Source organism: Actinospineispora spinosispora DSM 44797, assembly GCF_000429025.1.
In the GTDB taxonomy this organism is placed as follows: domain Bacteria; phylum Actinomycetota; class Actinomycetes; order Mycobacteriales; family Pseudonocardiaceae; genus Pseudonocardia; species Pseudonocardia spinosispora.
In genome coordinates this window covers 36,124-47,147 of record NZ_AUBB01000048.1, presented here as the reverse complement: position 1 = coordinate 47,147, position 11,024 = coordinate 36,124, and the positions used below count along the sequence as shown (strand labels likewise).

Genomic DNA, 11,024 nt, shown 5'->3' with positions numbered 1-11,024 from the left:
TGTATTGCTTGGGCCTGTTTCGCGCGCGATATTTTTCTGTGACCACCCCGGCTCGCGTAAACGCTCGCTGGGGTACTCCCAGAAAAAAAGGCTCGGGGACTCGCCCGGGCGCGCGCTTGGGGCCACCTGGGGAGCCGCCCTGGCAGCTGGGCGGGTTGTTGCTGACATTCACTGCCCGGCCTTCGCCGGAACTCCTTCGGAGACTTGCGGAGCCGGTTTTACAGACGTATGGGCACGCGCAGCGGGATGGGGAGCCGTGAGTGTTTTGGGTTGCTGGGGCAGCCCAAAACACTCACGGGTCCTTATGGCGAACGCACGTTTCACGGGTGGCCCCGCAGAGGCGCCCGGAGGGGTTCCGCCGAAGGCGGGTAGTGCATGAGTGGCGGCTCCCAGGCCGGGGCACCAAGCGCGCGCGTCGCCGGAGGCGACGTTCCTTTCGGAGTGGGCCCCGAAGGGGTCCGCGAGGAAAGGAATCCCGAGGCAGCGAGCCGTTAGGCGAGCCGCCTCGAACGTTCCCGGTTGGCCCGGAGGGCCTTCCGGGAACGTTAGCGCGCGGGGCTCGCCTGGATTAACGGCATCAAGACCTCGTCCAGGATTTCGTAGATGACCGAGTCGGGGATCGGGGCGCCGAACAGCAGGAAGTGCTGGCGCAGGAGTGACGGGCCGACGCTGGCGATGCGATGGGTCAGCGCCGTCGGGCGGACCTCTCCGCGGACGGCACCTCGTCGCAGGATCTCCAGTGCCATGGCGATCGCTGGGTCGATGAAGCGCAGCCGGACGGCCTTCATCAGCTCGGGGTGTCGGATGACCTCGACCATGAGCCCGTGCGTCGCCTCGCCCGACGGGCCGTCGTGGATTTCGGTGAGCTGGCGTAGGAAGCCGAGGAGGTCGCCCCGGACGTTGCCGGTGTCGGGGAGCTCGATGTCGTGCGGTCTGCGGTGCGCCATGGCGTCGGCGACCAGCTCGACGCGGCTCGACCAGCGGCGATACAGCGAACCTTTGCTGGCCTTGGCCCGGCTGGCGACGCGCTCCATGGTGAGCTCGGCGTAACCGACCTCGCCGAGTTCGGCGAGGGTGGCTTCGAAGATGGCCTCGATGAGAGCATCGCCTCGACGGCGTGGTGCCCTACGATGGTCGAGGCAGTCCACGTCGAGGTCGGTGTCGTCGTCGGTATCGGCGATCATTTCCGTACTCTACTTGAAAACGGACCGTTCTCTATGTCTGGAACGGTCCAGTTGTCAGAATTCACTTGACAATTCACGTGATGGTCACGCTCCGGAGTGCGCCGTCGGCGTGTGTCTGTCGCAGCTCGGTCTTGAGAACCTTGCCGCTCGGGTTGCGGGGGAGTACCTCCACGATGGCCAGCCGTCGTGGGCGCTTGTACCCGGCGAGGTGCTCCCTGCTGTGCCGGTCGATGTCCTCGGGGGTGGGCGGGTCCGAGGGGTCCTTCGGTACGACGACGGCCAGCGGCGTCTCGCCCCACCGGGGGTCGGGGATGCCGATCAGTGCGACGTCCGCGATCTTGGGGTGCGCGGCGAGCGCGTTCTCCACCTCGGCGCAGTAGATGTTCTCCCCGCCGGAGATGATCATGTCCTTCTTGCGGTCGACCACGTAGAAGTAGCCGTCCTCGTCCTCTCGCACCAGGTCGCCGGAGTGGAACCAGCCGCCCGCGAACGCCTCGGCAGTGGCCTCCGGCTTGTTCCAGTACTCCTTCATGACCATCGGGCTCCGGTACACGATCTCGCCGATCTCACCCTGTGGCACGTCGTTCATCTCGTCGTCGACGACCCTGACCTCGACGTTGAGCATCGGTGTACCGACCGAGCCGATCTTGCGGATGGAATCCTCACCGCGGAGGTAGCAGGTCACCGGGCTGCACTCGGTCTGGCCGAACGCGGTGAGGACCTGCGCCTGCGGGAACAGCTCGATCATGGTGCGGAGCAACGTCGTGGACGCCGGTGCGGCACCCCAGGAGATCCGGCGCAGCGCGGACAGGTCACGTTCCGCGACGCCCGGCACCGAACAGATCGCCTGCCATTGGGACGGCACGAAGAAACACGCGGTCACCCCTTCCTTCTCGAGCAGGGTGACGGTCTCCTCCGGGTCGAAGCCCCCGGTGGGCATGATGACGCTGTGGCCGCCGGTCAGGAGGCTGGGCAGGAAGCCGGACAGCCCCGCGATGTGGAACAGCGGCGCGCCGGACAGGAACACCTTGTCGTCGTTCGCGACGCCCAGGTGGGCGTTGCTGCTGAAGGCGTGCAGCATCAGGTTGTAGTGCGTGAGCACCGCGCCCTTCGGGCGACCGGTGGTCCCCGAGGTGTACATGATGTAGGCGCCGTCGTGCTCGTCCAGGAGCAGATCGTGGAACTCGGGGTCCGCGTCTCGGATCGCGGTCTCGAAGTCCTCTGTGCCCTCGCCGTCGGCCCCGCCGATGACCAGGCAGGTATGTACGCCCGGAGCCTTCGCACGAGCCTTGGCGAGAAGTCCGGACAGCGGGGTGTCGACGATGGCGGCGGTCGCGCCGCTGTCGTTGAGCGCGTAGGCGATCTCTTCGGCGACCAGCCGGAAGTTGATCGGTACGCAGATGCCACCGAGCCGGGTGGCGGCCAGGTAGGACTCCACCACCTCGAGCGAGTTCATGCCGAGCACCGCGACCCGGTCACCTCGCTGGACACCGCGCCGGGTCAGTGCGTTGGCCAACCGGGTGACCCGGTCGTCGAGCTCCCGGTAGGTGCGTCCGGAGCCGTTGAACCGCAGTGCCGTCGCGTCGGGGATCTTGCGCGCGTGTCGGGCGAGCTGGTCGCTCGCGGTCATCCCTCGACCGGAAAGGCGAACATCGTTGGTGGCCACCGCGCCATCCTGCGGGTATGCGGGGCAGTGGTCAACCATTTGTGCGTCACTGTGTGTGCTGAATTGGTGCTGATGTACCGCGTACCCAGCGGCCGGACCGAGCCTGGGAGATTCTCAGGCGGCCCGGTGGCCCGGCCGCTGGGCCGCGATCGGTCAGGCGGGTGTGCTGCAGCCGCAGTTGGTCGCGCAGCCGTCCGTACCCCGTAGAGACATCATCGCCCGTACCTCCTCGCACCTTGGATGTGGTGAATCCTGACCGTAAGCACGGTGTATGCCGATGCTCAACCCTTCCTGACCCGGTGGGGCGAGGCTCACCCTGTTGGCCCTGCCTCGGTGGCCCTGGGTGAGCGCGGGGAGAGAACTCCTACGGCTGATCGGGAACGAACACGTCCCATCCGAGCTTCACCGCGAGCCCGAGCCCGGCGAGCGCGATCCCGATCCGCAACAGGTCGGCGGGGAGCCTGCGGGCCACGGCGGGCCCGGCTCGGGAGCCGAGCAACAGTCCGATGGTCAACGGTAGGGCGATCGACCAGGAAACCGGGCCGAACACCGCGAATCCGAGTGCGGCGATGAAGTTGGCCAGGCCGAGCAGGACGTTCTTGAGCGCGTTGATCCGGATCAGGCTGTCCGGCGTCGTGGCGAGCAGCAGTGCGAGCATCAGCACGCCGGCGGCGGCTCCGAAGTACCCGCCGTAGACAGCGACGGCCGCCACGCCGACGAGCGTGAGCCTGCGCCGCCGGTCGGACATCTCCGAGGTGGGCACGGCCAATGCGTCGGGTGTCGGTCGACGCACCAGCATCACCACGGCGGCACCGCCGACGAGGAACGGCACGATGCGCTGGAACACCCCGGGCGGCGTGGCCAGCAGCAACGCCGCGCCGGCCGCGCCGCCGACCGCGCAGATCACCCCCAGACGGCGAGCCGTGGCGGCCTGACCGACCAGCTCGGGCCGCGAGCCGTGCACCGACCCGATGCTGCTCACGGCGAGCGAGACCGTGTTGGTGACGTTGGCCGCCGTCGCGGGCAGTCCGGCCGCGAGCAGCGCGGGATAGGAGAACAGCGACGCCAGCCCGGCGATGGAGCCGGCGAGCCCGGCCGCGATCCCCGCCGTGACGAGCAGGGTGAACTGGGCGGCCGACACGTGGCCACGATCGCACCGCCCGGTGGGGGCGGCCAACCGAACCTGGCCTGATGGGGGATTGGTCACCAGCACTTGACCGGCGAAAACCTGCGGTTTTACCGGTAAGTAACGGGGTAGTTAATTGCATGAGCAGGCAAATCGGTCTGGTGTTGGGCGCCGGAGGCTTTCTCGGCGCCGCCTGGATGCTGGGGACGCTGTCCGCCCTCCAGGAAGCGACCGACTGGGACGCGCGCGACGCGGACCTGGTCGTCGGGACGTCGGCGGGCTCGGTGCTCGGTGCGCTGCTGCGAGCAGGGCATTCCGTCGAGGACCTCTACCGGGCGCAGCAGGACGACAGCAATCCCGAGTCGATCGGACGGATGCCTGCCGAGCCGATACCCGCACTTGCCTTCGACCTCGGGGACGAGCCCGGCTACCCGGCTCTGCCGCACCTGGGCCTGGGATCGTTGCCGCTGGTGCTGCGTGCGGTCCGCGAACCCAAACGTCTGACACCGGCGGCGGTGTGCGCCGGAATCCTGCCCAGGGGCCGTCGACCGCTGACCCGGATCGGCGGCATCGTGGAGCGGGCGCACCTCGGCGACAGGTGGCCGTCCGGCACCTGGATCGTCGCCATGGACTACCAGACCGGATCCCGCGTCAGCTTCGGCAGCGCGGACGGGCCGCGCACGACCATCGCGTCGGCGGTGATGGCCTCCTGCGCGGTACCCGCCTGGTACTCGCCGGTGACGATCGGCGACGTCCCCTACATCGACGGTGCCGTGTGCTCACCGTGCAACGCGGACCTGCTCGTGGGCCAGGGGCTCGACGAGGTCTACGTGCTCGCGCCGATGGCGTCGCTGCGGCCGGACCGGCCCACGTCGCTCGTCGCCCGGATGGAGCGGCTCTACCGCAGGTCCGCGACCAAGAGGGTCATGCGCGAGGTGGCGAAGCTGCGCGCATCCGGCACGTCGGTGACCGTGCTGGCGCCCAACCGGGGTGAGCTGGAGGCGATGGGGGCCAACATGATGGACAGCGCCCGCCGCCTCGATGTGCTGCGCGCGTCCAAGGAGGACGCCATCCGCAGGTTCGCCACACGCAAGGCGCGTCGCCTCGCCTCGCTAGCCTGCCCGCGCGTAGCCAGTAGCCTGCCACCAGGGCTATCCTCTGCGACGTAGATCAACAGTCGGGAGAACATGGCGAGGGTCAGTCGGACGGCGTACCTCGAGTCGGCGATGGAGATCCTCGCCGACTCGGGCAGCGAAGGCCTCACCGTGGCTGAGCTGTGCACACGACTCGGCGTCACGAAAGGGTCGTTCTACCACCACTTCTCCGGCATGTCGGACCTGGTGACCGCGTTGCTGCGGTTCTGGGGCGAAGAGCGCAACCAGCAGCTCATCGCGTCCTCGCTGGCGGAGCCGGACCCAGATGTGCGCGCCGGTCGTCTGATCGGTATCGCACTGGAGCTTCCGCACGCGGCCGAAGCGGCGCTGCGCGCGTGGGGCCGCAGCAACCCCCAGGTCCGGGCAGCGGTGGAACGCGTGGACAGCGTTCGTGAGCAGCACCTCTACGAGTCGGCGGTCCTGGCGGGCGCGACCGAGCGGGCGGGCAGGCTGCACGCCAGGATGGCCATGGCGATCCTGGTCGGAACGCAGCAGCGCGAGCATCCCGTCGACGTCGAGTCTCTCGGGGCGATGCTGACCGAACTCGCCGGACAGACCCCCTGGTGGGGGCGCGAGGGGGCTGCGCTTTTCGGAGAACGTACCGCGTAGTACGGTTTGTCGTTGACGCATTCTGGGTGAACGGGAGCGCACCATGACCATGACGGTCGAGCAAGCCGGTCTGACTGTCGTCGACCCGAGTGCCTATGCGGAGGAACACCGGCTGCACGAGGCGTGCGCGATCCTGCGGCGTGAGTCGCCGGTGCACTGGGTCGACGGAAGCCCGGACTACAACCCGTTCTGGGTGATCACCCGCCGCGCGGACATCCTCGAGATCGAGAAGAACCACGAGGTCTTCCGTAACCACCCCAGGCCCGTTCTGGTGCCCGCCTACGAGGACAAGCGCCAGGCCGAGCAGGGCCAGCTGCTGCGCACCCTGATCCACATCGACGATCCGGACCACAAGGCGCTGCGCCCGATCGCCGCCGACTGGTTCCGACCCAAGACGCTGCGCACCATGCAGGAGAACGTCAACGAGCTGGCCCGCCGCTACATCGACCTGATGGCCGAGCGCGGTGGCGAGTGCGACTTCGTCGCCGACGTGTCGGTGCACTACCCGCTGTCGGTCATCCTGTCGCTGCTCGGGCTGCCGGAGAGCGACTTCCCGAGAATGCTGCAGCTCACCCAGGAAATCTTCGGCGGCGACGACCCGGAACGACGCCGAGGGGAGGACCCCGAGGCCATGATGGCCGTGGTCCTCGACTTCTTCGCCTACTTCCAGCAGCTCATCGCGAACCGTCGGGAGAACCCGACCGAGGATCTCGCCTCGGCGATCGCCAACGCGCGCATCGACGGCGAGTACCTGTCGGACATCGACGCCGCCTCGTACTTCGTGATCATCGCGACCGCCGGCCACGACACGACCAGCTCGACGATCGCCGGGGGCATGCACGCACTGGTCCAGCACCCCGAACAGCTGGAGAAGCTGCGCGCCGACCCGAGCCTGCTGCCGGGCGCGGTCGAGGAGATCATCCGGTGGGTCACCCCGGTCAAGGAGTTCATGCGCACCGCGTCGCGGGACTACGAGATCGGTGGCGTCACCATCAAGGAGGGGCAGAGCCTGCTGCTCATGTACCCGTCCGGCAACCGTGACGAGGCCGAGTTCGACCGGCCGGACGAGTTCGACATCACCCGCAGGCCGAACCGGCACGTCGCGTTCGGCGCCGGCGTGCACTTCTGCCTCGGCGCACAGCTCGCCCGGATGGAGACCCAGGCGATCTTCGGTGAACTGCTGCCGAGGCTCGAGCACGTCGAGCTGGCCGGCCCGGTCACCGGAGTCCACAGCACGTTCGTCAGTGGACTCAAGCAGCTGCCGCTCCGGTACCGGATGCGCGACGCGGTCGACGCCTGACCTCAGTCCTCCAGACGGTCCCGCAGCACCCGCTTGAGCAGCTTGCCCGACGCGTTGCGAGGGAGCTCGTCGATCAGGTGCACCGACTTGGGCACCTTGAACCCGGCGAGGCGCTCCTTCGCGTGCGCGATCAGCTCGGTGGGCTCCACGTCCTGCTTCACGACGACGAACGCGGTGATCGCCTCGATCCACCGGTCGTCGGGCGTGCCGATCACCGCGACCTCGGCGACCGAGGGATGGGTGTAGATCGCGTCCTCCACCTCGCGGGACGCGACGAGGACGCCGCCGGTGTTGATCACGTCCTTGATCCGGTCGACCACGGTGATGTAGCCCTGCTCGTCGGCTCGCACCAGGTCGCCGGAGTGGAACCAGCCGCCCGCGAAGGCCTCCTCGGTCTCCTCCGGCTTGTCCCAGTAGCCCTCGCACAGCTGGGGTGAGCGGTAGACGACCTCGCCGAGCTCGCCGGCGGGCACGTCGTTGCCGTCACCGTCGACGACCCTCAGCTCGACGAACAGCACGGCGCGACCGCACGAATCGGGGCGGTCCGCGTGCTCGTCCGGTCCGAGGACCGTCGCCAGCGGCCCGATCTCGGACTGGCCGAACAGGTTGTAGAAGCCGAGCTCGGGCAGTGCCTTGCGCAGCCGGTCCAGTACCGGCCCAGGCATGATCGAGGCGCCGTAGAACGCCTTGCGCAGCGAGGACAGGTCACGGTCGGCGAAATCCGCGTGGTTCGACAGCGGCACCCACACCGTCGGCGCCAGGAACAGCGCGCCGATGCCGTCGGCCTCGACCCGGCGCAGGATCTCCGGGACGTCGGGCGCCTCCATCAGATGGTTCGTGGCGCCGACCGCCAGGTAGGGCAGCATCATGACGTGCATGCCCGCCGAGTGGTACAGCGGCATGGCGTGCAGCGGCTCGTCGTCCGGTGCGCATCCCATCGACGCGATGCACGACACGTACTCGTGCACGAGCGCCCGGTGCGTCATCATCGCGCCCTTCGGCCTGCTGGTGGTGCCCGAGGTGTAGAGCAGCTGCACCAGGTCGGTCTCCGCGACCTCGACGTCGAGGTCCGGCACGTCCCCGGTCCGCGCGCGCTCGAGCAGCGAGCCGTCGTCGTCGCGCAGCATCAGCAGCTGCTCCGGGGCCTCCGACAGTTCCCGCACGCGGGGGGCCAGCGCCGGGTCGGCGAGCACCGCCCTGCTGCCCGACTGCTCCAGGAGGTAGGCCAGCTCAGCGCCCTTGAGGTTGTAGTTGATCGGCACGTGCACCAGACCGGCGCGGGCGCAGCCGAGGAACGCGATCACGTAGGCGTCGGAGTTCTTGCCGTACGCGGCGACCCGGTCACCCTTGGCCAGACCCAGCTCCAGCAACAGGGCGGCGGCACGGCTCACGGCGTCGTCCAGCTCGCGGTAGGTCCAGGTCCGGTCGCCGAACCGCAGCGCGACCTGGTTCGGTGCGCGGCCCGCGCTGCGTCTCGGTACGTCTGCCACGGTGCTCGAACGGATAGCCGTCATTGGCTGTCTCCTCGTCGGGGACGGTTCAGGTGCTCATCACACCGTGTTCGGGTCTCGGTGTGATCTCATCTACCAGTTATTTCATGACCAAGGCCGTGCCGGGGGGAGCCGGGGGCGCCCCGCAGCGATAACGTCGTCCTATGTCCTCACCGCCACCGCCCGGCCCAGACCATGGCGGTTCGAGCTGGAGTTCCGACCCGTGGGCAGGCCGCGGGGGGACGACGCCGGTTCCGCCGCTGGGTGATCCGCTGATTCCACCGAACTTCTCCGGTTGGTTCGACCGGGTGGTCGGAGTCGTACGCCGCAGCTGGCAGCCGCTGCTGGCCATCCAGCTCGCCTCGGCGGTCGTCACCGGCCTCACGTTCCATTTCGTCGTCCCGGAGATCACCGTCGCGGCGGACGGGACACTGCGTGGCCCCGGCGGAGTGCCGCTGACCCCCGCACCGGACGGTACCGGTGGTCTCGAGGGATTCGACCTGTTCAGGGTCTTGTTGGCACTCACGGTCCTGCTCGTGGCCCTCGCGTTCGCCTGGACGACGTCGATCTACGCCGTGATCAGGGACGCGGCGGGTAAGCCGTTCACCGCCGACGCCGCGATGCGCTTCGCCGCGTCGCGCGCGGCACTGCTGATCGGCTGGATCGTCGTCGCGTTCATCCTGATCATGCTCGGGTTCGCACTGCTCGTCATACCGGGGATCTTCCTGACGATCTTCTTCTACACGACGCTGCTCGGGGTGGTCACGGTCGAGCGCGGCACCATCGCCAGGTGCTTCCAGCTCGCCGGGCCGCGCATGTTGCCCGCGATGGGACGCATGACCCTCGCCCTGGCGGCGAACATCGCGTACCAGGTCGTCGGCGGGTTCGTCGTCCGTGCGCTGAGCGAGCCGAACTCGCTGAGCGAGTCACTGCTGGCCGGCGTCGTGTCGGTTCCGGCCGGAATCGCGATGGTCGCCGTCGTGGTGGTCATCTACGCGGAGCTGCGCTTCCACGAGAACGGGACGGCACGCACGAGCACCCTCGCCGACGAGCTGGAGCGCGTGGAGCGCTGAGCGGTCGCATCGACCCCGACTGCCACAGCGCTCGGCCCGGCCCCTACCATCGCCCCACCGACGTGCTCGACGGGCCACAGCGGCCCTGTGACGCCATGGTGAGACGTGCATCGGGCGGCTGTCCGCCCCGGCACCGGCGCGCGCCGAGACAGCACAGTGAGCGAGGTCGATGGCTATGGCCAACGTGGACGTGCACGAGGACGAGACCGGGTCCCCGGAGGACAAGACCGTCCCGGTCGAGGCCGAACAGGACAAGGCCGAGCAGGACAAGACCGTCCCGGTCGAGGTGGACGACGACAAGACGGTGCCGGTCGACTCCGGTCAGGACAAGACCGTGCCGGTCGACGCCGCGTCGAAGTCCGAGGCATCCGCCTCGGCGGGGCAGGGGACCGCGCGTCTGGTGGTGACCGCCGTGCTCGCGGTCCTGCTCGTCGTGCTCCTCGCCGTGGGAACGCTGCTCTACGTCCAGCATCGGAAGGCGGCCCAGCAGCTCGCCAGCGGACAGCAGGCACTCGCCGTCGCGAAGCAGGTCGCCACGGATCTGACCTCGCTCGGTGCCACCGACGCGCCGGCCAGGATCAGCAGCCTCACCCAGGACTCCACCGGGCAGTTCAAGAGCGAGATCACGAAGTACGCGACGGTCGTGCAGTCGGTGCTCGCGCAGAGCAAGGCGGGCTCGACCGGGGTGATCAGCGCGGCGGGGCTGGAGAAGGTCGAGGGGGACTCGGCGTCCGTGCTGGCCACCGTCACCGCGAGGATCACCAACGACAAGCAGCCGCAGGCCCAGCAGCTCGCGTACCGGCTCTCCATCCAGCTCCAGCGTGAGAACGACCGGTGGTTGGTCTCCGGCGTGACCTTCGTGCAGTGATCCTCCCGACGATGAACCGGAGCTCGACGTGAGCATCTCCCGACGCCCGTGGCTGGTCCCCTCGATCCTCGGCGCACTGGTCCTCGTCGCCGCCGTCGTGGTCGGCGTGCTCGCCTGGCAGTCCTTCAGCGACTCACGGGCCGAGGCGGCGAAGGCACAGGCACTGGACACCGCCCGGTCCTCGTCCGCCCAGATCCTCAGCTACGACGCGAAGACCCTGGATGCGGACGTGGCGAAGTCCCGCAAGCTGGTCTCCGGCGAGTTCGCGGTGAGTTTCGAGCAGCTGGTCGCGACCGTGATCGACCCGGTGGCGAAGCAGGCGGGTCTCAGCAACAAGGCGACCGTGACGCGCGCCGCCGTCATCGACTCGCGGCCCGACCAGCTCGACGCGCTGCTGTTCGTCAACCAGACCAGCACCGCGCCCACTCAGCCGCAGCCTGCCAGCGTCATGAACCAGATCAAGGTGACCATGACCAAGGTCGGTGACCAGTGGCTCGTCTCGGGGATGCAACCGCTCTGACGAGGGTTGCGCGTGCCGGTTCGGTCACACCCGC

10 protein-coding genes are annotated in these 11,024 nt (G+C 68.7%); 6 read left to right on the top strand and 4 right to left on the bottom strand.

Annotated features, from left to right (window positions below):
* Positions 1 to 545 precede the first annotated feature (545 nt).
* The 3 genes from G406_RS0120475 to G406_RS0120465 all read right to left on the bottom strand — a co-directional run bounded on the left by G406_RS0120475 (position 546) and on the right by G406_RS0120465 (position 3,991).
* Positions 546 to 1,184, bottom strand: a complete 639-nt coding sequence (locus G406_RS0120475) for a TetR/AcrR family transcriptional regulator (protein WP_051342420.1) — start codon at positions 1,182 to 1,184, stop codon at positions 546 to 548.
* Between the two features lie 73 nt (positions 1,185 to 1,257).
* The gene (locus tag G406_RS0120470) at positions 1,258 to 2,814 is read right to left on the bottom strand and encodes a long-chain-fatty-acid--CoA ligase (RefSeq protein WP_084216244.1); all 1,557 of its coding nucleotides are present in this window, start codon (positions 2,812 to 2,814) and stop codon (positions 1,258 to 1,260) included.
* A 400-nt stretch (positions 2,815 to 3,214) separates the two neighbouring features.
* Positions 3,215 to 3,991 carry a sulfite exporter TauE/SafE family protein gene (locus G406_RS0120465; protein ID WP_028935258.1) on the bottom strand — a complete coding sequence of 259 codons (777 nt, stop codon included), beginning with the start codon at positions 3,989 to 3,991 and terminating at the stop codon, positions 3,215 to 3,217.
* 125 nt (positions 3,992 to 4,116) lie between these two features.
* Between G406_RS0120465 and G406_RS0120460 the strand changes: the two genes are divergently transcribed.
* From G406_RS0120460 to G406_RS0120450, 3 genes are read left to right on the top strand one after another with little or no spacing between them, the layout of a single operon-like run.
* Positions 4,117 to 5,145, top strand: a complete 1,029-nt coding sequence (locus G406_RS0120460) for a patatin-like phospholipase family protein (RefSeq protein WP_028935257.1) — start codon at positions 4,117 to 4,119, stop codon at positions 5,143 to 5,145.
* Between the two features lie 18 nt (positions 5,146 to 5,163).
* Positions 5,164 to 5,739, top strand: coding sequence for a TetR/AcrR family transcriptional regulator (locus G406_RS48375; protein WP_051342417.1), 576 nt, complete (start codon positions 5,164 to 5,166; stop codon positions 5,737 to 5,739).
* Between the two features lie 43 nt (positions 5,740 to 5,782).
* Complete coding sequence (locus G406_RS0120450) at positions 5,783 to 7,039, top strand: cytochrome P450 (protein WP_051342416.1); 1,257 nt, start codon at positions 5,783 to 5,785, stop codon at positions 7,037 to 7,039.
* 2 nt (positions 7,040 to 7,041) lie between these two features.
* Here G406_RS0120450 and G406_RS0120445 read toward each other — a convergent pair whose 3' ends face one another.
* Complete coding sequence (locus tag G406_RS0120445) at positions 7,042 to 8,553, bottom strand: acyl-CoA synthetase (RefSeq protein ID WP_028935255.1); 1,512 nt, start codon at positions 8,551 to 8,553, stop codon at positions 7,042 to 7,044.
* 140 nt (positions 8,554 to 8,693) lie between these two features.
* Here G406_RS0120445 and G406_RS0120440 point away from each other — a divergent pair, with 140 nt between their 5' ends.
* The 3 genes from G406_RS0120440 to G406_RS0120430 all read left to right on the top strand — a co-directional run bounded on the left by G406_RS0120440 (position 8,694) and on the right by G406_RS0120430 (position 10,990).
* Positions 8,694 to 9,602, top strand: coding sequence for a hypothetical protein (locus tag G406_RS0120440; RefSeq protein WP_156935017.1), 909 nt, complete (start codon positions 8,694 to 8,696; stop codon positions 9,600 to 9,602).
* Positions 9,603 to 9,777: 175 nt separating this feature from the next.
* Positions 9,778 to 10,470 carry a hypothetical protein gene (locus G406_RS0120435; RefSeq protein WP_028935253.1) on the top strand — a complete coding sequence of 231 codons (693 nt, stop codon included), beginning with the start codon at positions 9,778 to 9,780 and terminating at the stop codon, positions 10,468 to 10,470.
* A gap of 28 nt (positions 10,471 to 10,498) precedes the next feature.
* On the top strand, positions 10,499 to 10,990 hold the full coding sequence (locus G406_RS0120430; protein ID WP_028935252.1) for a hypothetical protein: 492 nt from the start codon (positions 10,499 to 10,501) through the stop codon (positions 10,988 to 10,990).
* Positions 10,991 to 11,024 lie beyond the last annotated feature (34 nt).

Bases quoted from the DNA above. Each gene is read 5' to 3' on its own strand.
- G406_RS0120475 (WP_051342420.1), bottom strand. From the start codon at position 1,184: ATGATCGCCGATACCGACGACGACACCGACCTCGACGTGGACTGCCTC.
- G406_RS0120470 (WP_084216244.1), bottom strand. From the start codon at position 2,814: ATGACCGCGAGCGACCAGCTCGCCCGACACGCGCGCAAGATCCCCGAC.
- G406_RS0120460 (WP_028935257.1), top strand. From the start codon at position 4,117: ATGAGCAGGCAAATCGGTCTGGTGTTGGGCGCCGGAGGCTTTCTCGGC.
- G406_RS48375 (WP_051342417.1), top strand. From the start codon at position 5,164: ATGGCGAGGGTCAGTCGGACGGCGTACCTCGAGTCGGCGATGGAGATC.
- G406_RS0120450 (WP_051342416.1), top strand. From the start codon at position 5,783: ATGACCATGACGGTCGAGCAAGCCGGTCTGACTGTCGTCGACCCGAGT.
- G406_RS0120445 (WP_028935255.1), bottom strand. From the start codon at position 8,553: ATGACGGCTATCCGTTCGAGCACCGTGGCAGACGTACCGAGACGCAGC.
- G406_RS0120440 (WP_156935017.1), top strand. From the start codon at position 8,694: ATGTCCTCACCGCCACCGCCCGGCCCAGACCATGGCGGTTCGAGCTGG.
- G406_RS0120435 (WP_028935253.1), top strand. From the start codon at position 9,778: ATGGCCAACGTGGACGTGCACGAGGACGAGACCGGGTCCCCGGAGGAC.